Annotated in this window: 22 protein-coding genes and 1 pseudogene; 14 read left to right on the top strand and 9 right to left on the bottom strand. The window is 63.4% G+C overall.

The annotated features are described in order from the left end of the window. Positions 1-154 precede the first annotated feature (154 nt). The 5 genes from ASD01_RS15650 to ASD01_RS15630 all read left to right on the top strand — a co-directional run bounded on the left by ASD01_RS15650 (position 155) and on the right by ASD01_RS15630 (position 5,032). Positions 155-622 (top strand): peroxiredoxin, encoded by a 468-nt coding sequence (locus tag ASD01_RS15650; protein ID WP_034794362.1) that lies wholly within the window; start codon positions 155-157, stop codon positions 620-622. Between the two features lie 8 nt (positions 623-630). Then, positions 631-1,458, top strand: a complete 828-nt coding sequence (locus tag ASD01_RS15645; protein WP_034794364.1) for a ferritin-like domain-containing protein — start codon at positions 631-633, stop codon at positions 1,456-1,458. A gap of 104 nt (positions 1,459-1,562) precedes the next feature. Continuing rightward, entirely contained in the window at positions 1,563-2,897 is a 1,335-nt protein-coding gene (locus ASD01_RS15640) for a M23 family metallopeptidase (protein ID WP_034794366.1), read from the top strand. A 185-nt stretch (positions 2,898-3,082) separates the two neighbouring features. Next, positions 3,083-4,591, top strand: a complete 1,509-nt coding sequence (locus tag ASD01_RS15635) for a DEAD/DEAH box helicase (protein WP_034794369.1) — start codon at positions 3,083-3,085, stop codon at positions 4,589-4,591. A 9-nt stretch (positions 4,592-4,600) separates the two neighbouring features. Continuing rightward, positions 4,601-5,032 carry an NUDIX domain-containing protein gene (locus ASD01_RS15630; protein ID WP_034794370.1) on the top strand — a complete coding sequence of 144 codons (432 nt, stop codon included), beginning with the start codon at positions 4,601-4,603 and terminating at the stop codon, positions 5,030-5,032. 188 nt (positions 5,033-5,220) lie between these two features. Here ASD01_RS15630 and ASD01_RS15625 read toward each other — a convergent pair whose 3' ends face one another. The 7 genes and pseudogenes from ASD01_RS15625 to ASD01_RS15595 form a co-directional block, all read right to left on the bottom strand. Continuing rightward, entirely contained in the window at positions 5,221-5,538 is a 318-nt protein-coding gene (locus ASD01_RS15625; protein WP_034794374.1) for a TfoX/Sxy family protein, read from the bottom strand. Continuing rightward, complete coding sequence (locus ASD01_RS15620) at positions 5,531-7,159, bottom strand: NTP transferase domain-containing protein (protein WP_034794377.1); 1,629 nt, start codon at positions 7,157-7,159, stop codon at positions 5,531-5,533. Before ASD01_RS15620 ends, ASD01_RS15625 begins: the two co-directional genes overlap by 8 nt. Beyond that, entirely contained in the window at positions 7,156-7,857 is a 702-nt protein-coding gene (locus ASD01_RS15615) for an XdhC family protein (protein WP_034794379.1), read from the bottom strand. Before ASD01_RS15615 ends, ASD01_RS15620 begins: the two co-directional genes overlap by 4 nt. Before the next feature lie 2 nt (positions 7,858-7,859). Then, positions 7,860-8,192, bottom strand: coding sequence for an XdhC family protein (locus ASD01_RS15610; RefSeq protein ID WP_034794382.1), 333 nt, complete (start codon positions 8,190-8,192; stop codon positions 7,860-7,862). Continuing rightward, entirely contained in the window at positions 8,189-9,484 is a 1,296-nt protein-coding gene (locus ASD01_RS15605; RefSeq protein ID WP_051659307.1) for a vWA domain-containing protein, read from the bottom strand. Before ASD01_RS15605 ends, ASD01_RS15610 begins: the two co-directional genes overlap by 4 nt. After that, complete coding sequence (locus tag ASD01_RS15600; RefSeq protein WP_060528802.1) at positions 9,484-10,410, bottom strand: AAA family ATPase; 927 nt, start codon at positions 10,408-10,410, stop codon at positions 9,484-9,486. Before ASD01_RS15600 ends, ASD01_RS15605 begins: the two co-directional genes overlap by 1 nt. A 125-nt stretch (positions 10,411-10,535) precedes the next feature. Next, positions 10,536-11,062 (bottom strand): annotated as a pseudogene (locus tag ASD01_RS15595) (flavin reductase family protein). Positions 11,063-11,322: 260 nt separating this feature from the next. Here ASD01_RS15595 and ASD01_RS15590 point away from each other — a divergent pair. The 7 genes from ASD01_RS15590 (at position 11,323) to ASD01_RS15560 (ending at position 17,294) form a co-directional block, all read left to right on the top strand. Continuing rightward, entirely contained in the window at positions 11,323-12,414 is a 1,092-nt protein-coding gene (locus ASD01_RS15590) for a branched-chain amino acid ABC transporter substrate-binding protein (protein WP_034794390.1), read from the top strand. Next, on the top strand, positions 12,411-13,418 hold the full coding sequence (locus ASD01_RS15585) for a P1 family peptidase (protein ID WP_034794392.1): 1,008 nt from the start codon (positions 12,411-12,413) through the stop codon (positions 13,416-13,418). Before ASD01_RS15590 ends, ASD01_RS15585 begins: the two co-directional genes overlap by 4 nt. A 76-nt stretch (positions 13,419-13,494) precedes the next feature. After that, a complete protein-coding gene (rpe, locus tag ASD01_RS15580) occupies positions 13,495-14,172 on the top strand; it encodes a ribulose-phosphate 3-epimerase (protein ID WP_034794395.1) in 678 nt (225 codons plus the stop codon). Next, the gene (locus ASD01_RS15575) at positions 14,169-14,912 is read left to right on the top strand and encodes a DUF2259 domain-containing protein (RefSeq protein WP_034794398.1); all 744 of its coding nucleotides are present in this window, start codon (positions 14,169-14,171) and stop codon (positions 14,910-14,912) included. The genes rpe and ASD01_RS15575 overlap by 4 nt, the downstream gene beginning before the upstream one ends. Further along, positions 14,909-15,469, top strand: coding sequence for a hypothetical protein (locus tag ASD01_RS15570; RefSeq protein WP_082572765.1), 561 nt, complete (start codon positions 14,909-14,911; stop codon positions 15,467-15,469). Before ASD01_RS15575 ends, ASD01_RS15570 begins: the two co-directional genes overlap by 4 nt. Before the next feature lie 63 nt (positions 15,470-15,532). Next, the gene (gene purB, locus ASD01_RS15565; RefSeq protein ID WP_034794401.1) at positions 15,533-16,834 is read left to right on the top strand and encodes an adenylosuccinate lyase; all 1,302 of its coding nucleotides are present in this window, start codon (positions 15,533-15,535) and stop codon (positions 16,832-16,834) included. Positions 16,835-16,988: 154 nt separating this feature from the next. Further along, positions 16,989-17,294: a PilZ domain-containing protein gene (locus tag ASD01_RS15560; protein ID WP_034794416.1), complete on the top strand. Its 306-nt coding sequence runs from the start codon at positions 16,989-16,991 to the stop codon at positions 17,292-17,294. 95 nt (positions 17,295-17,389) lie between these two features. Here ASD01_RS15560 and ASD01_RS15555 read toward each other — a convergent pair whose 3' ends face one another. Then, a complete protein-coding gene (locus tag ASD01_RS15555; RefSeq protein ID WP_034794419.1) occupies positions 17,390-18,205 on the bottom strand; it encodes a DUF2189 domain-containing protein in 816 nt (271 codons plus the stop codon). A gap of 260 nt (positions 18,206-18,465) precedes the next feature. Here ASD01_RS15555 and ASD01_RS15550 point away from each other — a divergent pair, with 260 nt between their 5' ends. Next, complete coding sequence (locus ASD01_RS15550) at positions 18,466-19,020, top strand: RBBP9/YdeN family alpha/beta hydrolase (protein ID WP_034794640.1); 555 nt, start codon at positions 18,466-18,468, stop codon at positions 19,018-19,020. A gap of 178 nt (positions 19,021-19,198) precedes the next feature. Further along, entirely contained in the window at positions 19,199-21,721 is a 2,523-nt protein-coding gene (locus ASD01_RS15545; RefSeq protein ID WP_051659309.1) for a sensor domain-containing protein, read from the top strand. Positions 21,722-21,780: 59 nt separating this feature from the next. Here ASD01_RS15545 and ASD01_RS15540 read toward each other — a convergent pair whose 3' ends face one another. After that, positions 21,781-22,095, bottom strand: a complete 315-nt coding sequence (locus ASD01_RS15540; RefSeq protein WP_034794424.1) for a DUF1476 domain-containing protein — start codon at positions 22,093-22,095, stop codon at positions 21,781-21,783. Positions 22,096-22,337: the final 242 nt, after the last annotated feature.

The following is a 22,337-nucleotide window of genomic DNA, read 5'->3' as shown; positions in this document are numbered from 1 at the left end:
CGCTATGCCCAACAGCGCCGCGTGCCTTGTGGCGCGCAAATGTCACTCGACTAGCTTGAGCACTGCACGTTTTGCCCTCTGGTCGGCAAAGACCAATGAAAACATCCAGTAGCGCCCGATTGTCTGCAAAACTTGGCGGAAGGAAGGTTTAATCATGGCAAGACCCGGTCCCGGAGATGTCGCTCCCGACTTCACCCTGCCGCGTGACGGCGGCGGTACGATTTCGCTCTCGGCCCTGCGCGGCCGCCCGGTTGTTCTGTTCTTCTATCCGAAGGACGATACGCAGGCCTGCACGCTTGAGGCGATCTCGTTTTCGGAACTTGCCGACGACTTCGCCGCAGCCGGCATAGCCCTGATCGGGCTTTCGCCCGACTCGGTGAAGAAGCACGACCGCTTCGCCAAGAAGCACAACCTGACGGTGCCGCTCGCTGCCGACGAGGAGAAGTCGGTCGTCGAAGCCTATGGCGTCTGGGTCGAGAAGATGATGTACGGGCGCAAGTACATGGGTGTCGAGCGCAGTACCTTCCTGATCGGCGCCGACGGTGTCGTCGTCAGAGTTTGGGAAAAGGTGAAGGTGGACGGCCACGCCCGCGAGGTCCTTGACGCCGCAAAGGCGATCTGAGGGCGCCGATGACGGAGTTGCCCGTGTTCCACAGCCTGCGGGGCGGTGCAGTCGAAGCGATCCGCGCCGCCGACCTCGAGGTCAAGACGGCGCTCGCGCAGGAAGCCGCCCGGCGCTGGCAGCGCCGCACGCTGTCGCTGCGCTCGCCGCTCGACCGGCCGGTGCCGGTGCGCCCAGGCCGACCGGACAAGCCGGTGCTGACGCCACCGACGCAGGTCAAGCGCCGGTCTCTCGGTTCGCTGAAGGGCCGAATCGCACTTCTGCACTCCATCGCCCATATCGAATTGAACGCCGTCGATCTCGCCCTTGATATCGTCGCCCGCTTTGCAACCGAGCCGGTGCCCAATTCCTTCTTCGACGGCTGGATGCGTGTCGCCTTCGAAGAGGCGAAGCACTTCCGCATGGTCCGCCAGCGCCTGAACGACCTCGGCGCCGACTATGGCGACCTGCCTGCCCATGACGGCCTCTGGCAGGCGGCGCACGATACGCGCAACGACCTGACGGCGCGGCTCGCCGTCGTGCCGCTCATTCTCGAAGCGCGCGGTCTCGACGTGACGCCAGCGCTTCAGGCCAAGATGCGCGAAACCGGCGACTTCGAGAGTGCGGCCGTGCTCGACGTCATCTACGAGGACGAGAAGGGCCACGTCGCCGTTGGCGCCAAATGGTTCCGCTTTCTCTGCGCCCGCGAGAAGAAGGACCCGGCAGCGACCTTCCAGCAGCTGGTGCGCGCCAATTTCCGCGGTCCCCTGAAGGCGCCGTTCAACGATATCGCCCGCGCCGAGGCCGGCCTGACGCCGTCGTTCTACCGCTCGATGACCGCTTCGACCAATCGATAGCGGACATCACCTTCCCGCAATCTTGCTTACCGATTGTTAACCCTAACAAAGTGTAATGATCCCCAGGTGATGCGAGGCAACGCGCACATGGCGGGAGAGAACGGGTGTCTGGACATCAGGCAAATCGTACCTTTGGAAAACGCAAGCAGAATCACGTCCTGATCCTGGCCAGCGGCGACAAGGTCCGGCACATGACCGTGCGCCCGTGGATGGCGGCGATCGCTGTCTCCTTTGCAGGCGTCTGCAGCATCGGCTATCTCGCGGCCACTTCCTATCTGGTTTTGCGCGACGACCTGATCGGCGGCACGATTGCCCGCCAGGCCCGCATGCAGCATGAATACGAGGATCGGATCACAGCGCTGCGGGCGCAGGTCGATCGGGTCACCAGCCGGCAACTGCTCGACCAGCAAGTGGTCGAGGAAAAGGTCGAGAAGCTGCTGCGCCAGCAGATGGCGCTGACCTCGCGCAACGGAAAGCTCGGCGCCCTGGTCGAAAGGGCCGAAAGTTCCGGCGTCACGACCGCAACCGATGCGCCTGCGGCCGTCGAGCCGCTTGCCTATGAAAAACGCGCCGATGCGAGCAGCAGCGGCAGTGTCAAGGCAATTGAGAAGCTGATGGGACTGAACGTTGCGCCGGTCAGTGCTGCAGCTGTCCCCGCCCTCGCCTATGCAGCACCCGATGCCGGCGAATCAAGTTCCGACCGCGCCGACCGGATTTTCTCAAAAGTGACGCTCTCGCTGAAGGATGTCGAGCGCGAGCAGATGACGCGGGTCCAGCGACTGACGGACGGTGCGGCGAAGACGTCGGATGCGATTCGTTCGATCGTCGGGCGCACCGGTGTCGACCTGCCCGTTGACGATGTCGCCGAGTTGATTCCGGCCAACGACATATCCGGCTCGGCCGAGACGGCGATCGGCGGCCCCTTCGTCGAGCCTGTGAACGATGACGATTTCGGCCGTTCGCTTGCCGCACTCGATACCGCACTCCTGGAGCTCGACCGCACGCGCGCCGAGGTCCGCAAGCTGCCCTTCGGCAACCCCTCGCCGGCCAGCGACATCACCAGCGATTTCGGCAACCGGCTTGATCCGTTTCTCGGGCGTCTGGCGCTGCATGCCGGCATCGACTTTCGCGCAACGGTCGGTACACGCATCCGCTCGGCCGCGCCTGGAACGGTGACCAATGCAGGGTTGACGGGCGGCTATGGAAACATGGTCGAGATCGACCACGGCAATGGTGTCGCGACGCGCTACGCCCACCTTTCCACCGTGCTGGTGAAAGCCGGCGACCGGGTGAAGGCTGGCGAAGTCATTGCCAAGTCCGGCAACACCGGGCGCTCCACCGGACCGCACCTACACTATGAAATCCGGCTGAACGGCAATGCCGTGGATCCCATGCGGTTTCTGGATGCGAGCACCAAGCTTGCGAGCTATATGAACTGACGCTGCCGCGCGGTTCCGCTTGACAAGAAATGCGACAGATTCGCCACTATTTACCTTTTACTGCTTCAACGTGCTGGATTTCTTGACTTTCGGCGGCGTTCAGCTTAAGAGCGCGGCCACGTGCTCGTGCGTTTTCCATCGATCGATCAGTGTTCTATTGAACCGGAACGGAAACAGATTTCCCTTTGACCAATTTTGCTGACCTTGGCCTGAGCCAAAAAGTTCTCTCCGCTGTCACCGATGCGGGCTACACAATCCCGACCCCGATCCAGACAGGCGCTATCCCGCCGGCGCTGCAGCGTCGTGATATTCTGGGCATCGCCCAGACGGGCACGGGCAAGACCGCTTCGTTCGTGCTGCCGATGCTGACGCTGCTCGAAAAGGGCCGCGCCCGCGCGCGCATGCCGCGTACGCTCATTCTGGAGCCGACGCGCGAACTCGCCGCACAGGTCGCAGAGAACTTCGACAAGTACGGCAAGAACCACAAACTAAACATCGCGCTTCTGATCGGCGGCGTGTCCTTCGACGAGCAGGACCGCAAGCTTGAGCGTGGCGCTGATGTGCTGATCTGCACGCCCGGCCGCCTGCTCGACCACTTCGAGCGCGGCAAGCTGCTGATGAGCGGCGTGGAAATCCTGGTCATCGACGAGGCCGACCGTATGCTCGACATGGGCTTCATTCCCGATATCGAGCGCATCGCCAAGCTGATCCCGTTCACGCGCCAGACGTTGTTCTTCTCGGCGACGATGCCGCCGGAAATCCAGAAGCTTGCCGACCGCTTCCTGCAGAACCCGGAGCGCGTCGAAGTCGCCCGCCCGGCTTCCACGGCTCAGACGGTGACGCAGCGCTTCGTTGCGGCGCATGCCAAGGATTACGAGAAGCGCGCGGTACTGCGTGATCTGATTCGCGCCCAGGACGAACTGAAGAACGCGATCATCTTCTGCAATCGCAAGAAGGATGTCGCCGACCTCTTCCGTTCGCTCGACCGCCACGGCTTCTCCGTCGGTGCGCTGCATGGCGACATGGACCAGCGGTCGCGCATGACGATGCTGGCCAACTTCAAGGACGGCAACATCAAGCTGCTCGTCGCCTCCGACGTTGCGGCCCGCGGCCTCGATATCCCTGATGTCAGCCACGTCTTCAACTTCGACGTTCCGATCCATGCGGAAGACTACGTCCACCGCATCGGCCGTACCGGCCGTGCCGGCCGCTCGGGCGCGTCCTTCACGCTGGTGACCAAGCGCGACACGAAATTCTCCGACGCCATCGAAAAGCTGATCGGCCAGAAGGTCGAATGGCTGAACGGCGACCTTTCCAATCTGCCTGAGCCGATGGAAAGCCACGATACCGGCCGCCGTGAACGCGGTCGTGATGGCCGCAAGGACCGGAAAAAAGATGGGGATCGCGGCTCCAAGGCCCGTTCCGATCATAAATCCGATACCGTGCGCGCCGATAGTGAGGCCGAAATTGAAACAGTCGTGGAAAGGGCGGAATCGGTGAAACCGGCACGCAGCGCAGAGAACAAGCAGGCACAGAACAACCGTGGCGATCGTCCGGTGCGTGCATCGAACCCTGCCAACGACGACAATCGCGACCGCCGCAACCGTCACCGCCGCGACTATGACGACGGCCCGACGCCCGTCGGCTTCGGCGACGAAATCCCTGCCTTCATGCTGATTGCCGGCAAGGCCTGATCCGAAAGGATGGGCCAGCCGGGCATCGATTTTCCGGGCTTCGGCTGCGGACTTGTCATCGTGCGCGATGGCAAGATTCTGCTCTACAGGCGCGTCAATGCGCCTGAGGCCGGGCATTGGAACATCGTCGGCGGCAAGGTAGATCACATGGAGCGTTCGCAGGCTGCGGCCTGCCGCGAGGCCGAAGAAGAATCCGGCCTCAAGATTGGCTCGACCGAATTCCTCTGCCTCAGCGAACAGGTGATCGACGCTGACCGCCAGCACTGGATCTCGATGATCTATGTGACCCGGGATTTCTCAGGTGAACCTCAACTCACCGAACCGGACAAGCTTTCCGAATTCGGCTGGTTTAGCCTCGACGCCCTGCCCCAACCGCTATCCCGCTTTACCGCCGATGCCGCCGATGCCTTGCGCAGGCATGAACAGGGCGTCGCCGCATAGCAGCCGCCCACCGGGGGCCGGTGTTCTTCGTACGTCCCTCGTTCTGTGCATTGCTGGTGCCGCTGTCGGCGGCGTTCCGCGGGCACCAACAGATCCGGCCGATGTCACTTAGGCGCGCCGATGGGAAACGTGGTGATCGTGTCAATATTTTCATCTGAGGCGCAGCTGCCGCGCATAGGCTGGACGGCCTACTTCCTGGAGCGTAGCGCCGCCTCATAGGCAAGCCGCACCCACCGCGCCATCTCGTCGGGATCGTCGAATGCGTCGTCCGGAATGCTCCAATAGGGCATCTTCACCGGCTTGCCCTTGCCGTCATAGGCCCATTGCCGCGAACCGGCCGCCTCCAGCGCCGGCGCTGTTTGCTCGTCGCCCTTCAGCAGAATTTCGCCATCGACCTCAAGGGCGAAGATCACACCCTGGCAATAAATGCCCTTGCCGCCGAACATCCGCTTGATGGTCACCGGCCCGAGGACCGCGAACATGTCTTCGATTGCGGCATTATCCACGCGTCTGTTCCTCCAAGATACCGCCGGCGGCGACGATCTGTTCCGGCGTGTCGAGATCGAGGCGCGCCGCCGCGCCGAGTTCGACATCGATGACCGGCAGCCCGCTCTTTTCGATAATGTGCCTTGCACCAACGTCTCCGACCAGTTGCTTGATCGCCGAAAATGTCTGTCGCGGCAGGATCACCGGATTGCCGCGCTGTCCGCCTGCGGTCGCGCGGATGATGGAGCGGCCACCTTCGGCGACGAAACGTTCGATGAGCCGGCGCAGATCGTCGCCGGTTATCCCGGGCATGTCTGCAAGCATCACCAGCATGCCCGGCGCCCGCGCCCCGACTGCCGAAAGCCCGGCCGTCAGCGAAGAGGCCATGCCCGAAATGTAGTCGGGGTTGGAAACGAACGTCACCGGCAGTCCTTGCAGCGCATAGCGGATATCGGCCTCGCGGTGGCCGGTCACGACGCTGACCTTGCCCGGAGCGGCCTTAAGCGCGGCTTCGACGCTGCGGCGCACGAGCGGCACGCCATCGAAAGTTGCGAGAAGTTTGTGCCCGCCGTCAGCGCCCATACGGCTGGCCCGGCCAGCGGCCAGAACGACGACTGAAACCGAGCCGGATGACAACTCCGTTGCATGTTCGCGTGGCTGCGGCCGGGTCGGGATCTCACTCAACAAGCCGCCGACGCCAAGGCCGGTAATATCGTCGAAACTCGGCCACTCGCCGGCAAGGATCCGGTCGAGGATCCAGTCGAAACCATTCTCGCGCGGGCTGCGGGCGCAGCCGGGTGCACCGATGACCGGCGTTTCGCCGACGCGGCCGAGAACGAGAAGATTACCGGGGTCAACAGGCATTCCCACATGATCGACCACGCCACCGGCCCGCCGGATCGCCGCCGGAATGACGTCTTCGGGATCGGCGACCGCCGAAGCGCCGAAGACGATCAGCAGGTCGTGCGTTGATCGCATTTCGGCGATCGCCGCCCCCACGGCGTCTTCCCTATGCGCGACGCGCCGTTCGGTGAAGAGTTCGCTTCCGGCCTGTCGCAGCCGCGCCGCGAGGATGGCATGGGTCTTGTCCATGACCTGGGATTTGAGGTTCGGCAACTCCGTTGCTATCAAGGCTGCGCGGCGCGGCGCGAACGGCTTGACCTCGAAGGCGCGATGGTCGCGCAGAAGCCTCTCCGCCTGCTCGACGAAGGCGCCGGCGACCGCAAGCGGGATGATCTTGATCGTTGCGACCATATCGCCGGGCTGCACCGGCATATGGTCGTCGAGACAGGCGAAGGTGATGGAGGGATCTAGGCGGTTCAAGCGATCGACAATTTCGCGGCTCGCAACGAAGAGGCCGGCGACCTCGGAATAGACGTTGACGCGGCCGGTCGCTGCCCGCGAAAACCGGAGATGATCGGGGGCCACGGCCGCGGCAATGCGCGTGGCCGCCTCGTCTTCCGGGAGGTCGCCGGCATCAAGGCGGGCGGCCACCACCTCCACGACACCTGAAGCGGTCAAAGCGACGATGTCGGCGGATGTGACCCGGTGCCCCTTCGGCAGCCTGGCATCACCGACCTTCACCGCATGTGCGAGCATCGCGCCCTCTGCTTCTGCGACCTTGATCGGGCCGAACCTCATGCTTCACTCCCTGCGGAAGCAACGTCACGCCGTCGCAGCGCCTCGATGATTTCGGCGAGGATCGCAACCGCGATTTCGGCAGGACTTGCCGCGCCGATATCGAGACCGATCGGTGCACGGATGCGGGCCATGTCAGCATCGGCGACACCCGCATGCCGCAGTCGTTCGATCCGTGTGGCATGTGTCTTGCGGCTGCCGAGTGCACCGACATAGAAACAACCGGCCGACAGTGCCGCCCGGATCGGTTCGTCGTCGATCTTCGGGTCATGCGTCACGGCTGCAAGTGCCGTGAAGCGGTCGAGCGGTCTGAGTTTCAGGGCGTCCTCCGGCCAATCGGCGATGAGGTCGACGCCGGCAAAACGTTCCGGCGTGGCAAAGGCCGTACGCGGATCGATGATGGTCATGTCGAAGCCGGCAACGGGCGCAAGCTGCGCCAGGGCCTGTGAAATATGCACCGCGCCGATGACGAGGATGCGCGGCGGCGGCAGGTAGACATTGAGGAAGAAGGAGCCCTGCCCGGTTTCGACGATCCCGGCTCGGCCGGACCGCAAGGCACGGGCAACGGCTTCGCGCCAGGGTTCTGGACAGTCGTCGCCTTCGAGGTAGACGCGGACACCACCGGTAAGATCGCTGACGGTGACGGCGGCGCGGCGGGCCGCGCGCGCAAGATTGAGTGTTTCCAGGATCGCCTGTTCCATCGTCAGCCGTTAACCCGTTCCACGAGGACCCGGATCCGGCCGCCGCAGGAAAGCCCGACGCGCCAGGCGGTCTCGTCCGCGACGCCGAAGTCGAGAACGCGCGAGGTGCCAGAGGCGATCACGTCGGCCGCTTCGGTGATGACCGCGCCCTCGACGCATCCTCCCGAAACAGAGCCCTGAAAATTGCCCTCACTATCGATCACCAGATGGCTGCCGACCGGCCGTGGCGCCGAGCCCCAGGTCTCGATCACCGTTGCGATCGCCACCCGGCGTCCTTCCTTCAGCCAGGCTTCGGCGATGTCGAGCGGATCGAGAACATTGACTGCCTGCCTCATGCCTGCCACCTCCCATGCGCGCCGGTCACCGTGGCCCGGCCAGGCTCTAGGAACCGCCGCGGGTCCGCCTGGCGGGAGCGCTGCCCGGACAGCGCCTTCACCAGTTCGCCAATCGATTCAAGATTGTGCACGGCCCGGAATTCGTCAACATGCGGCAGCATCGCCCGCACACCGCGCGCCCGCGCCTCGAAGCCGTCGAAGCGCAGCAGCGGGTTCAGCCAGATCAGCCGCCGACAGGATCGGTGCAGGCGGTCGATTTCGATTTCGAGATCGGCGACGTCATCGCGCTCCAGACCGTCGGTGATCAGAAGCACGATCGCGCCCTGCCCGAGCACGCGCCGCGACCAGCGCCGATTGAACTCATGCAAGGTCTCGCCGATGCGCGTGCCGCCGGACCAGTCCTTGACCGCAGCGACGCAGTCGTCGATCGCCGCATCGGGATCGCGATTGCGCAATTGGCGCGAGACATTGGTCAGCCGGGTTCCGAAGAGGAAGGTATGAACGCGCCGCCGTTCCTCGGTCAGCGCATACAGAAAGTGCAGAAAGATGCGGGTGTACTGGCTCATCGAGCCGGAGATGTCGGCGAGCACGACAAGCGGCGGATGAACGACGCGCCGCTCCCGAAACCTCGGAAGGATCAGTTCGCCGCCAAAGCGCATGGCGTCGCGCATGGTGGCGCGCGGGTCGATGCGGATCTGACGCTTCGAGGGGCGGAAGCGGCGCGTGACGACGCGGTCCATCGGTAGCGTCAATGCCGAAAGCGCGCGCTTGGCCTCGGCAAGCTCGGCAGCGCTCATCTGCGCGAAGTCGGCCCGGCGCAAAAGCTCGCGACCGGAGACCGTGAAACGTGCATCGACTTCGATCTCCGGCTCGTCGCGCGGCGGTCGATCGGCCTCGTGGCCAGAAAGCAGCGCGTCGCTGACGCGGGTCTCGCCTGCCCGGCGCTGCTGCCGTTCGCTCTCGCGTTCCGGCGCCAGCGGCGACATCATCGCGATCATTTTTTCGACGAGACCGCGCGACCGCCAGAACAAGCGAAACGCCTCGTCGAAGACCGGCTGATCTTCGTGACGTTTGACGAAGACGCATTGCAGCGCGGCGTAGAACGCGTCCCGTCCACCGATCCCGATCAGCGCCACCGCATCGATGGCGTCGGCGATGGCGCCTGGCCCGATCTTGATGCCGGCGCGCCGGAGCGCGCGCGCGAAGAAGACAATATTGTCGGCAAGCCGTCCGTCGCCTGCCGCGATTGGCGGGGGAACATCGTCCCTGTGCTGTTCCCGCGCCTCCGTCATCAGCTTGCCGCCAGCAATTCCGCCTTGACCTCGGAGAGCAGCTTTCGCCCCTCTGCCCCCTCTATCCTGGCGATGTCGTCCTGGTATTTGAGTAGGGTGCCAAGCGTGTCGGCGATCGTCTCTGGATCGAGCGCCAGCCGGTCGAGTTCCGTCAGCGCCGTTGCCCAGTCGATGGTTTCGGCAACGCCCGGGTTCTTGAAGAGGTCGATCGTGCGCAGCCGCTGCACATAGGCGATGACTTCCCGTGACAAGGTGGCATTGCAGCCGGGAACCTTGCGGCGAATGATCTCCAGTTCCTGCGCCGCCTTGGGATAGTCGACCCAATGATAGAGGCAGCGGCGCTTCAGTGCGTCATGGATCTCGCGGGTGCGATTGGTGGTGATGATGACAACAGGCGGTTCGTCCGCCCGGATCGTACCAAGTTCCGGAATTGTCACCTGGAAATCGGACAAAACTTCCAGCAGGAACGCCTCGAAGGCTTCATCTGTCCGGTCGAGCTCGTCGATCAGGAAAACGGGCGCACGTCCCGAATTGGAGGAAATGGCCTGCAGAACCGGGCGGCGGATCAGGAAACGTTCGGAGAAGATGTCGCTTTCGACCCGCTTGCGGTCGACCTTGCCGGATGCTTCCGACAGGCGGATTTCGAGCATCTGCGCCGGATAGTTCCACTCGTAGACCGCCGAGGCGACGTCGAGACCTTCGTAGCATTGCAGCCGGATCAACGGCCGGTCGAGCGCCTTGGCCAGAACCTTGGCGATCTCCGTCTTGCCGACGCCGGCTTCGCCCTCAAGAAAAAGCGGGCGCTTCATCCGGAGTGCAAGAAACAGCACCGTCGCCAGCGCCGTGCCGGCGAGATAATCATGTGCCTCCAGCAGTGCCATCGTCTCTTCGATGGACTGTGGCAGGCCCGTTGCCGCCTGTGCCATGTCTCCTCCACCACGGCCCGAATCGATCGCTGGATGCTGGAAGGGGGCAAAATCCACCGGCCAACTCAACGACTTAGAGCGATCTTCTCATGTTGCGATGAGCAGTCGACCGCTGAGTAAAAAACTTATAGCGAGTGGTATCCGCGGTCCACATAAATGAGCGGCGGGCGGGACGGCCCGATCGCGACGTCGACAACCTCGCCAAATAGCACCAGATGCGTGGCGATCGTCTTCACCTCGACCAGACGGCAATCGAAAGCGGCGGTGGCATTGACGAGGATTGGCGCACCGGTCCTAAGCCGCGTCCACTGTCCGAGCGCAAAACGCAGATCCATGTCGAGCTGGTCGCGGCCGGAGAAGCCATGGGCAAGCGCCCGGTGCTCGTCGCCGAGCAGGTTGAGTGCAAAGCTGTCGCTGCGCGTGAAGATATCGTTGCGCGGATTGGCGCCGTTCAGGCAGACGAGAACCGTCGGCGGGCTATCGGAAACCGAGCAGGCCGCAGTCACAGTGACGCCGCGCCGCTCGCTGCCGTCAGCGGCGGTGATGATCTGCACGTGACCGGCCAGGCGGCTCATCGCGTCGCGATAACTGATAGGGTCCAGCCGGGTCTTCTCCAACACATCTTTCTCCGGGCGATGTCAGGCACATACATAGACGCTGGCGGAAAATATGAAACCCGCCGGAGGGAGAATCTTGCACATCTGCGACGTGGCCGTGACGCAGATTGAACCTTCTTCGCCAGGAGCGGCATCTTTTCCTTTGACGCCGGGAGGCACATCCTTAAAACATGCGGCAACGACCGTGCCTCGCGTCTGACGCGAGCGGCAACGGAACAGGAAGCTGTGGTGGCTCGCCGTAGGACTTTGCCCGGATCGGTTCGGTCGGGAAAGCTTGCGGCGGCGGAGTAAGTGAATGCGTCGATCCATTGTCAGCAGCCTTATCCTTGCCGGACTGGTACAGGCAACGCCGGCTTTGGCGGCCGGCATCAAGGTGGCGGTCGTGGCGCCTGTGGAAGGTCCGTTCGCGCCGCTCGGCAAGCAGATTGTCGACGGCGCCGGCTTCAAGGCCGGTGATCGCGGCAGCGAGATCGTCGTCATTCCCGAGACCTGCGATACCGCCGGCAGCGAGGCACTGACCAAAGCGCTGCTTGCCGCAGGTGCCGAGGCCGCAGTCGGCTTTCTCTGCACCGAAAGCCTGGATGCGGCGCTTCCGGCACTGACCGAGGCGGGCTTGCCGGCGATCACGCTCAGCGTGCGCTCCGATATCCTGATGGAAGACGCGCTCAAGAACAAATGGCCGCTCTTCCGCCTCGCACCGAGCGGCAATGCCGAGGCTACGGCGATCGTCGATGCCATCGTCAACCGCTGGAAGGACAAGCCCATCGCGCTCGTCGACGATGGCACGATCCACAGCCGGGAACTGGTCGAGGCCGTGCGCGCAGCACTCGCCGAAATCGGCATGACGCCGGTCTTCAGCGACACCTACCGGCCGGCGCAGGAGCAGCAGATCAACCTCGTGCGGCGCCTGGTGAAAAGCGGTGCAACCCACGTCTTCACCGGCGGCGACCGGCAGGATACCGCCGTGATCGCCCGCGATGCCATTGGCGAAGGCGCGAGCCTTACCTTGCTTGGCGGCGATGCCTTGAATGCGGCCGATCTCACTGTCCCGCTTGCCGATGGCGTGCTTGCAGTAACGCTGCCGGATGCGGCGCAGTCGCCGGAGGGCAAGCCCTTTGCCGACGAAATGCGCGCCGCCGGCATCGAGCCGGAAGGCTATGTGATGCCGGCTTTCGCCGTGATGGCTTTGCTGGAGGAAGCCAAGGACCGGGCAGCACAGGACGACAAGTCGCTGATCGAAGCGATCGCCGGCAAGGGGCCCTACCCGACCGTTCTCGGCCTCACCGCCTTCAACGCTGGGCACGAGCGCGCCGACAACCCCTACCGTTTGATGCAGTGGCAAGGCGGCCATTTCGCGCCCGCGGCCGCTGAAGGAGCCGCCCCATGATGCGTCCCGGACCGCTGAACCTGATCACCGATGTCAAAGGTCTGACGGTCGGCAACGCCGAGGACCATCGCCTGAAATCGGGCGTCACCGCGATCGTCTGCGACCCCCCCGCGACGGCTGCGGTCCAGGTCCTGGGCGGTGCGCCGGGAACCCGGGAGACCGACCTGCTCGATCCGCACAATACGGTACAGACGGTCGATGCGCTCGTTCTTTCCGGCGGTTCGGCCTTCGGGCTCGATGCCGCGTCCGGTGCTCAGGCGGCGCTCAGGGAAATGGGTCGCGGCTTCGCCGTCGGCCCACACCGGATACCGATCGTACCGACGGCGATCCTCTTCGACCTCATCAACGGTGGCGACAAGGATTGGGGCCGATTCCCGCCCTATCGCGAACTCGGCTTCGAGGCCGTCGGGCGGGCCGGCGCGACATTTTCGACCGGTTCGGCAGGCGCCGGCACAGGCGCGCTGACCGCGAGCCTGAAGGGCGGTCTCGGTTCGGCATCCACAGTTCTGCCGAACGGTATCACCATCGGCGCCCTCGTCGCCGTCAATGCGCTCGGATCCGCCACCGTCGGCGACACCGGGCATTTCTGGTCTGCGCCCTTCGAACTGGAGAGCGAGTTCGGCGGACTTGGCCTGCCCCACCCGATGCCGGCCGATGCGGCCGACATCCGCATCAAGTTCCGCGACCGCCAGGCCGCCGTGGCCAATACAACGATCGCGGTCATTGCGACGGATGCGGTGCTGACGAAGGCCGAAGCCAAGCGCCTGGCGATTGCCGCCCATGACGGCTTCGCCCGCGGGCTCTGGCCGGCGCACACGCCGCTCGACGGCGATCTGATCTTCGCGCTTGCGACCGGCGCCAGCGGCAAGACGCCGACAACAGAGGATTTCATCGATCTCGGCGCCGTTGCAGCCTCGACCATGGCGCGCGCGATCGCCCGCGGCGTCCACGACGCAACGCCGGCGGAAAACGATCTCATGCCCTGCTGGTCAGAGCGTAGCTGACGCAGCTTTGATCGCAGGCATGTTGTTTGCGGGGCTCGGCGGTGCTATTCCCGCGGAAAACACGCTGGAGTGCGCCATGACCCACCCTATCCGCATTGCCCCGTCGATCCTGGCGGCCGATTTCTCCAAGCTCGGCCAGGAGGTTCGCGATGTCGTCGATGCCGGCGCGGACTGGATCCATCTCGATGTCATGGACGGTCATTTCGTGCCGAACATCACCTTCGGCCCGGATGTCATCAAGTCTCTGCGTCGCTACACCGATGCGACGTTCGACTGCCACCTGATGATTTCGCCGGCCGACCCGTTCCTCGAAGCCTTCGCCAAGGCCGGCTGCGATATCCTGACGGTGCACGCGGAAGCCGGTCCGCACCTGCACCGCTCGCTGCAGACGGTCAGGTCGCTCGGCAAGAAGGCCGGCGTGTCGCTCAATCCGGCAACGCCAGAAAGCGCGATCGAATACGTGCTCGATCAGCTTGACCTGATCCTCGTCATGACCGTCAATCCGGGCTTCGGTGGGCAGAAGTTCATCGACGCCACCGCGGAAAAGATCCGCCGCATCAAGGCGATGATCGGCGATCGACCGATCGAGATCGAAGTCGACGGCGGTATTGCGCCTGAAACGGCAGCCATTGCCACCGGCGCCGGCGCCAATGTTCTCGTTGCCGGCTCGGCGATCTTCAAGGGCGGCTCGGTCGAGGCCTATCGCTCGGCGATCGAAGCGATCCGTGCGCCGGCCGAGAAGGCTTATCGATGACGACACGCGCGGCAATTTCCGGCCTTTGTTGCCTGGCCGCGGCCGCCGCTGCATCGCCGGCGCTTGCTGGCGACTATGCCGCGTTGCAGCCGATCGGCTTTTCCGCCGATGGCAATGTCTTTGCCTTCGAGGAATATGGCGTTCAGGACGGCTCCGGCTTTCCGTATTCGACCATCTATGTGATCGACACGCGCAATGACAGCTTCCTGCCGGGTGCACCGGTGCGCGCTGTCAGTCGCGAAGATGGCAGCCCGCTGTCGAAGGCGCGCCATGAAGCCCGCCGTCGGGCTGCGCCCCTGATCGATGCCTATCGCCTGGCCGATGCACCCGGGTTGCTCGCAGCCTTCAACCCGATCACGGAAACCAACGCCAAGCCGCACTCGCTGACCTACGATGCCTTTGCAGCCGATGAAGCGTTCCGCGAGACCTATACGGTAACGCTCGAGGAAAAGACCTTCGAGCCGGACGGCATCTGCAAAGACTTCCTGAAGGAAGCCAAGGGTTTCCGTCTGTCGATGACGATGAAGGCGGGCGCACCGGCAAGCGACGTGCTTCAGGACGACAGCCGCATACCGGAAAGCCGCCGTTGCCCCACCGGCTACCTGGTCGGCGGCGCCATCACCCACCGCAACGACGACGGTTCGGAAACCCATGTGATCATGGTGCTTGTGAAGTCGCTCGGCTTTGAAGGCACGACGGACGGGCGCTGGATCGCGGTCCCGACGCGGATCGCGAAATGAACGAAGCGGCCGCCAGCGTCGAAGCGAAAGCAGGGCGTGCGGCGGTCGGTGCCCGGAAGCGGACCCGCCTTGCCCGGTCCGTGCCGAGCGTTCCGTTGCTGCTCCTTGGCGCACCCTTGTGGAGCGCGTCAATGACGCTATCGGCGTGGTTTGCGCTGTGGCTGCGGGAACGGGACGTGACCTTTCATCTGGCCGAACTTCTTTGGGTTTTCGGGGCCGGCGCTTTGCTCGCCTGGCCGCCGGCGCTGTTTCTCGCCCGCTTCGCGGCGATCGGACGCGGCGTAGAAACGCGTTTCGCCGCCTATCTCTTCTTCCTTTCGCTCGGCACGATCGGGATGACGGCATTGCTCTTTGCGCTCGACTACCGCGAGTTCTATGCGCAGTGGCACGCCCCGATCGGAACCACGACCTGGCTCTTCCAGTTCGCCTTTACGACGCTGATCGCCTTCTACCAGTTTCTCGTCATGGGCCTTCGCCTCTATTTGCCGATCGGCGGTGTTATACTGCTCGCCGTCTGCCTGTGGCTGGCAAGCGATCGCCGTGCGCAACGGCGTTGAGCTTCGCGGCTATCTTTGCTAGAGGCACGACCATCCCTCCACTGACGACGAAAGCTTAAGCCCATGATCCCCCGTTACTCCCGACCGGAAATGGTGGCCATCTGGTCGCCGGAAACGAAATTCCGCATCTGGTTCGAGATCGAGGCCCACGCCTGCGATGCGCTTGCCGAAATCGGCGTGATCCCGAAGGATGCTGCGCGCACGATCTGGGAAAAAGGCGGCGCTGCCACTTTCGACGTCGCCCGCATCGACGAGATCGAGGCCGTCACCAAGCATGACGTCATTGCCTTCCTGACGCATCTCGCCGAATTCGTCGGCCCGGACAGCCGCTTCATCCACCAGGGCATGACCTCGTCCGACGTTCTGGATACCTGCTTCAACGTGCAGCTGGTCCGCGCGACCGACCTGCTGCTCGCCGACCTCGACAAGCTGCTCGAAGCGCTGAAACGCCGCGCTTTTGAACACAAGGAGACGGTGACGATCGGCCGTTCGCATGGCATCCATGCCGAGCCGACCACCTTCGGCGTCAAGCTGGCGCTCGCCTATGCCGAGTTCGACCGCTGCAAGCAGCGCCTGCTGGCCGCACGCGAAGAAGTCGCCACCTGCGCGATCTCCGGCGCCGTCGGCACTTTCGCCAACATCGACCCGCGCGTTGAAGAACACGTAGCCGAGGCGCTCGGGCTGAAGCCGGAACCGGTTTCGACCCAGGTCATCCCGCGCGACCGCCATGCCATGTACTTCGCCACCCTCGGCGTCATTGCCTCGTCGATCGAGCGCCTGGCGACGGAAGTTCGTCACCTGCAGCGCACCGAAGTGCTTGAAGCGGAGGAGTATTTCTCGCCGGGCCAGAAGGGCTCGTCGGCGATGCCGCACAAGCGGAACCCGGTTCTGACCGAAAACCTCACGGGTCTCGCCCGTATGGTTCGCGCCTTCTCGATCCCGGCCATGGAAAACGTTGCGCTTTGGCATGAGCGCGACATTTCGCACTCCTCGGTCGAGCGCATGATCGGCCCGGATGCAACGGTGACGCTCGACTTCGCGCTCGCTCGTCTGACCAGCGTTATCGACAAGCTGCTCGTCTACCCCGAGAACATGATCAACAACATGAACAAGTTCCGTGGGCTCGTGCATTCGCAGCGCGTGCTGCTGGCGCTGACGCAGGCCGGCGTGTCGCGTGAGGACGCCTACCGCCTCGTGCAGCGCAACGCCATGAAGGTCTGGGAACAGGGCAAGGACTTCCTCGAAGAACTGCTCGCCGACGCGGAAGTTCGCGCGGCCCTTTCCGAGGAAGATATCCGCGAAAAGTTCGATCTCGGCTATCACACCAAGCACGTCGACACGATCTTCAAGCGCGTCTTCGGCTGAGGTTCTGCGCTGAGCGGACGGCCGTAGGCCTTTGGTTTTTGTTGCCATGCCCGCATTTGGAGCACATCGCTCAAATGCGGGCATTTGCGTTAGCAGGAAATTCACGCATTGCGTGCAAAGCTCAGGGCCTGTCAATCCAGGTTCTGAGGATCACATGGCCTACAAGGACAGTGTCGAGCGGGCGACGCAGCGCACGCAAACGAAAATTACAGGTACGGTGACCGTCAAGTCCGGCTCCAGCAGCGGCATCGTCAAGGACCTTTCTGCCGAGGGCATCTGCTTTCAGCTGCTCTTCGACATCGGCGCCAAGACGGGACAGGAAGTGACGATCAGAAGCGAGGAACTCGGCTTCCTGACCGGCATGGTGCGCTGGTATCGCGGCGACAAGATCGGCATCAAGCTCAACCTGTCGTCCAACACCGCGGCGCAGATCTCATCTTACTACAAGCATTTTCGCTAGGCCGAGATTTTCGGCAACACGCCACAAGCGCCGCAGGTCGATCGACATGCGGCGCTTTTTTATGAGCGGTTACATTCGCCTTCGGCTGTCGGCGATCAGTGTGAACGCGCGCGCGGACCGGGCTCCACCATCTTGCGATAGAGGTGCCAGGTGGCGTGTCCGAAGATCGGCATGATGACGGCGAGGCCGACGAAGACCGGGATCGAGCCGATAACCAGACCGGCGGCGATAATGAAGCCCCAGACGGCGACGGGCACCGGGTTGACGAGCGTTGCGCGAATGGAAGTCTCGACCGCCGATACGGCGCCGACGTCCCGATCGATCAGCAACGGAAACGACACGACGGATGTCGCCAGAACGATGACGGCGAAGACGAAGCCGACAGCGTTGCCGACGAGGATCAGGTTCCAGCCCTGGTCAGTGCCGATGATACCGTTCCAGAAGGCTGCAATCGAATCCGGCGGTTCCGCCCCGAAGATCTGCACATAGAGCGCCTGGGCGACGAGCAGCCAGATGATGAAGACAACGAACAGCATGGCGGCGACGGCCATGATCGACGGCAGCGCCGGAGAGCGGTGCAGGCGAAGGGCGTGCGGCCAGGAGTAGTCCATGCCGAGTTCTCGCCGTCGGCTGATTTCATAAAGCCCGATCGCAGCGACTGGGCCGATCAGAGCGAAGCCGGAGACAAGAGGATAAAGCAGCGGCAGCATGTTGGCGCCCGCGCTCCAGGTGATCAGAACGACACCCGCGATCGGGTAGATCAGGCAAAGAAAGACGTAGTGCGATGGTTTCTCGCGAAAATCGTCAAAGCCCAAGCGTAAGGCGTCGAATACATCCGCGACGCCAATCTTTTTTATTCCGGGATGGGCGACACTCGCGTCCGCTCCCGAAAGGACATGGAATGTTGTCATGGCTCACACTCCTCAACGAACCAGAGCGGCCACGGAACAAAGATGCGACGAACCAAGCCGCACCATCCGCGACCGTCCCTTCGATTATACAGAAAATGCGACCGCTGTCGCCTGCCGCCTCTCGCCACGTTAAGCGGCCTATTGGAGCGCGAACATCGGGCTCGTCGGGCAGGCTCCCATGGGTGGCTTCGAGGCCCTGAAGCACGGGTAATGCTGAAGGTCTTGACTTCCGCGCCTTTCAGCGCCACATCGCGGCCACCATGAAAGTATCCGACGCTCATATCCTCATCGTTCCAGGCTACACCAACTCCGGACCGGAGCACTGGCAGACCCGCTGGGAGCGCAAGATGTCGACCGCACGCCGCGTCGAGCAGGCGGAGTGGGCAAAGCCTGTCCGCGAGGATTGGGTGGCGCGCATGATCGAAGAGGTCAATGCGGCGGAAAAGCCTGTGGTCATCGTCGCCCATTCGCTTGGCGTCGCAACCGCCGTGCACGCCCTACCCCATTTCACCAAGCCGATCGCCGGCGCCTTCCTGGTGGCACCTCCTGATGTTGCCAACCCGGCGATCCGTCCGAAGCATCTGATGACCTTCGGTCCCTACCCGCGCGATCCGCTTCCCTTCCCGTCGCTGATGGTCGCCAGCCGCAACGATCCGTTCGGTTCCTACGAGCATGCGGACGACATCGCCAACGCCTGGGGTTCGCTGCTCGTCGATGCCGGAGAGTCCGGCCACATCAACACCGAGTCCGGCCACGGGCCGTGGCCGGAGGGAACGATGGTCTTCGCCCAGTTCTTGAGCCGGCTTAAACCCTGACGCGCCCGATCAACCTGTCGACGCCTTATTAATCCGACGTTCATTGTCCGCGGTCATCATCGCCGGCACGACGCGACTCGTCTCATGATGGTGCCGAGCGCTGTCGAACCTTGATCTGCGCCGGCATTGACCGGATCGTTCCGCTTGGTTGCTCGGCCGCAGATACTGGACATGGGAAGTGGCCGTAAACGAACGTCTCACCAAAGGTGCGCAAGGCGCACCGGCGCATCCGGATGCTCTGACGCAGGCCACCTTGGAACGGTTGCCGGCAGGCGCGGTCATTGTCGATGCGCACGGACGGATCCTGGCCGCTAACGTCCTTGCCGGCGAAGTGTTCGGCCGCACGCTTGTACAATTGCGACACGCCTTTCTGAATGACTTCGTGGCGGAAGAGGACCGGTCGCGCGTGCCGCCGCGCGCCACATCGACGGTCGCCGAGACGATCCATTTCCTTGGTCCCGACCGCTCCGTGCCGATGCTCGTTGCCTGTTCGCCGGTACGGTTCGCGGATGAAGCCGCCTCGCTGCTGCTGATGTTGCCGGCCGATGACTTCGTCAACGAGATCGCCGGATTGCGCAACGACGAGACCCGCTGGAAATATGCCCTGGACGGCGCGCTTGAGGGTGTCTGGGATCACGACTTCGAAACCGGAGACCTGTTTTACTCGGCCACCTGGAGGCGGCTTCGTGGCCTGTCCGAAGACGCCCAGGTGGATGGTACCCTTGAAAACTGGATCCAGAACGTTCACCCCGACGATCATGCGCATGTGCGCGCCGCGATCGAGCGGCAGGATTCCGGCGAGGCGATCTTCAACACTTTCGAGTATCGAGAGCGTCACGCCGACGGTCACTGGATCTGGATCGAAAGCCGCGGCGCCTCGGTTGCCTACTGGCCGGATGGCAGGCCGAGCCGCATCATCGGGACGGATACCGACATCACCGCCCGCAAGGAGGCCGAGGCCCGGCTCGAGGAGGTCTCCCGCCGACTGAGGCTGGCGCTCGGCGTCTCGAAGATCGGCGTGTTCGACTTCAATCTCGATGCACTGCGCGACGACTGGGACGAGCGCATGTTCGAGATTTATGGTCTCGACCTCGCCGACGGCGCACCAAGCTCTGAGACCTGGGAAAACTCCCTTCACCCCGACGATCGCGATGCCGTGGTCCTCAGAACCAACGAAGGCATCGCCTCGGGTAAACCCTACAGCAATGCTTTCCGTATTGTGCGCCCGGACGGTTCCGTCCGCCACATCCGCTCCAATGCCGCGACCTATGTCGATCATCTCGGAACTCGCAAGCTCATCGGCGCCAACTGGGACGTTACCGAGGACATCGCGCTGCAGGAAGAACTGCGCCAGGCGAAAGCATCGGCCGAAGGGCGCAACCGTGAACTCGAGCAGGCGCGGATCAGGATCGAGTACAACGCGCTGCACGATTACCTGACCGACTTGCCCAACCGTCGCTACCTGGATCAGATGCTGACGGAGAATGTCGCAGTCAACGCGATCCTGCATATCGATCTCGACCGCTTCAAGCAGATCAACGATACGCTCGGACACCAGGCCGGAGACGCGATGTTAACGCATGCGGCCGCGATCCTGCGTGCCCACGCCCGCCACGACGATTTTATCGCCCGCATCGGCGGCGACGAGTTCGTCATTCTCTGCCGCCGGAACCGCGACCTGCCGCAGCTGACCGAGCTTGCCGAGCGCATCGTCCATGCCTTCCGCCGCCCCATTCCCTATGACGGTCAGCTCTGCCGCCTGGGCGCAAGCATCGGCATCGCCTTCAAGGGGGGCGAAGACATCGACGCCAAACAGCTGCTGATGAATGCCGACATCGCCCTCTATCGGGCAAAGAGCGTCGGGCGCGATCGCGTCGAAGTGTTCTCCGAGCTCATTCAAACCCAGATCCTCAACGCCAAGCGCATCGGCGACGATATTCGCCAGGCGATCGAGGAAGGGCAGTTCACCGTCTATTACCAGCCGCAGTTCCATGCGCGCTCGCTGGAGATATCCGGCGTCGAGGCGTTGGTGCGGTGGAACCACCCGGAGCGCGGCATCCTCACCCCCTTCCATTTCCTGAAGGTGGCCGAAGAGATCAACGTCCTGCCGGCGATCGACAGGAAGGTGGTCGAGCTCGCCTATCGCGACTTTCAGTCCTGGCAAAAGGAAGGGCTCGGCGTTCCCAAGATCTCGGTCAACATGTCGTCGCCGCGGCTGCGCGACCCAGGATTGATCGCCGATCTGCGCGACATGCGGATCCCGCCGGGCATCCTTTCCTTCGAGCTGCTCGAGTCCATCTTCCTCGATGACCCGGAAGACGAAATCGCCGGGACCATTTCAGCTCTCGGCGACCTCGGCATCGAAATCGAGATTGACGATTTCGGCACCGGGCATGCCTCGATCATCGGCCTGCTCAACCTCAATCCGGCCCGGCTCAAGATCGACCGGGCGCTCGTTGGACCGATGACCGAAGGTGCCAAGCAGGCGAAGCTGGTGCGCGCGATCGTCGACATCGGCCACTCGCTCAACATCGCTGTCGTCGGCGAAGGCGTGGAGACCTGGGAGCACGCGGCGATGCTGCGGGACCTCGGCTGCGACGTGCTGCAGGGCTATGCGCTTGCGCGGCCGATGGATCGGCTGGAGCTGGAGCAGCGTTTGCGCCGCGGCTGGAAGCCGGTGTTCGGCGGTCCGGACAAATAAAAACCGCCCGGCCAGATGGACGGGCGGCGCTTCAATGAATGCGGCAACAGCCTTTCGGCTTACTTGCTCTGGAGCTGCTGGACGGCTTCGCCGAGCAGTTCGAGCATCCGCACGCGGATCTGCTCTTCGGTCTGGGCAACGCCTGCCGCGTCGAAATCCGCCTTGATCTTGCGAACGACGTCTTCATGGCCGGCTTCTTCGAAATCGGCAGCCACCACTTCGCTGGCATAGGCGTCGGCGTCGGCCTTGCCGAGCAGGCCGGCGGCCCACAGACCGAGCAGCTTGTTGCGACGCGCTTCAGCCTTGAACCTAAGCTCTTCGTCCATCGCAAACTTTGCTTCGAAGGCCTTTTCGCGATCCTGCATCGACGTCATCAATCAATCTCCCTGAGAATTCCATGTCTGAAATCAGTTTATCGCCATAAATCAAAACGCGGGTCAAACTGCAATGTGAACTTTTCCGGTTTGATGACTTTCATGTTACCCTTTGTGCGGTTCCTCAGATCGCCTTTGATCAAGGATCAGGACATCGCCGCTTCGTGAGGCGGCAGCAACCTTGGCGCACTTTGAGAAGGCGCGCGGCGCCCCATGCAAATCAGGGGAACGGGCAGATACGC

Origin of the sequence: Ensifer sp. Root423 (assembly GCF_001426275.1) — a bacterium.
GTDB lineage: Bacteria > Pseudomonadota > Alphaproteobacteria > Rhizobiales > Rhizobiaceae > Ensifer > Ensifer adhaerens.
This window is presented reverse-complemented; position numbering and strand designations above follow the sequence as displayed.

Bases quoted from the DNA above. Each gene is read 5' to 3' on its own strand.
- ASD01_RS15590 (WP_034794390.1), top strand. From the start codon at position 11,323: ATGCGTCGATCCATTGTCAGCAGCCTTATCCTTGCCGGACTGGTACAG.
- ASD01_RS15540 (WP_034794424.1), bottom strand. From the start codon at position 22,095: ATGACGTCGATGCAGGATCGCGAAAAGGCCTTCGAAGCAAAGTTTGCG.
- ASD01_RS15585 (WP_034794392.1), top strand. From the start codon at position 12,411: ATGATGCGTCCCGGACCGCTGAACCTGATCACCGATGTCAAAGGTCTG.
- ASD01_RS15615 (WP_034794379.1), bottom strand. From the start codon at position 7,857: ATGGAACAGGCGATCCTGGAAACACTCAATCTTGCGCGCGCGGCCCGC.
- ASD01_RS15645 (WP_034794364.1), top strand. From the start codon at position 631: ATGACGGAGTTGCCCGTGTTCCACAGCCTGCGGGGCGGTGCAGTCGAA.
- ASD01_RS15550 (WP_034794640.1), top strand. From the start codon at position 18,466: ATGAAAGTATCCGACGCTCATATCCTCATCGTTCCAGGCTACACCAAC.
- ASD01_RS15610 (WP_034794382.1), bottom strand. From the start codon at position 8,192: ATGAGGCAGGCAGTCAATGTTCTCGATCCGCTCGACATCGCCGAAGCC.
- ASD01_RS15560 (WP_034794416.1), top strand. From the start codon at position 16,989: ATGGCCTACAAGGACAGTGTCGAGCGGGCGACGCAGCGCACGCAAACG.
- ASD01_RS15605 (WP_051659307.1), bottom strand. From the start codon at position 9,484: ATGACGGAGGCGCGGGAACAGCACAGGGACGATGTTCCCCCGCCAATC.
- ASD01_RS15630 (WP_034794370.1), top strand. From the start codon at position 4,601: ATGGGCCAGCCGGGCATCGATTTTCCGGGCTTCGGCTGCGGACTTGTC.
- ASD01_RS15620 (WP_034794377.1), bottom strand. From the start codon at position 7,159: ATGAGGTTCGGCCCGATCAAGGTCGCAGAAGCAGAGGGCGCGATGCTC.
- ASD01_RS15575 (WP_034794398.1), top strand. From the start codon at position 14,169: ATGACGACACGCGCGGCAATTTCCGGCCTTTGTTGCCTGGCCGCGGCC.
- ASD01_RS15650 (WP_034794362.1), top strand. From the start codon at position 155: ATGGCAAGACCCGGTCCCGGAGATGTCGCTCCCGACTTCACCCTGCCG.
- ASD01_RS15600 (WP_060528802.1), bottom strand. From the start codon at position 10,410: ATGGCACAGGCGGCAACGGGCCTGCCACAGTCCATCGAAGAGACGATG.
- ASD01_RS15570 (WP_082572765.1), top strand. From the start codon at position 14,909: ATGAACGAAGCGGCCGCCAGCGTCGAAGCGAAAGCAGGGCGTGCGGCG.
- purB (WP_034794401.1), top strand. From the start codon at position 15,533: ATGATCCCCCGTTACTCCCGACCGGAAATGGTGGCCATCTGGTCGCCG.
- ASD01_RS15555 (WP_034794419.1), bottom strand. From the start codon at position 18,205: ATGACAACATTCCATGTCCTTTCGGGAGCGGACGCGAGTGTCGCCCAT.
- rpe (WP_034794395.1), top strand. From the start codon at position 13,495: ATGACCCACCCTATCCGCATTGCCCCGTCGATCCTGGCGGCCGATTTC.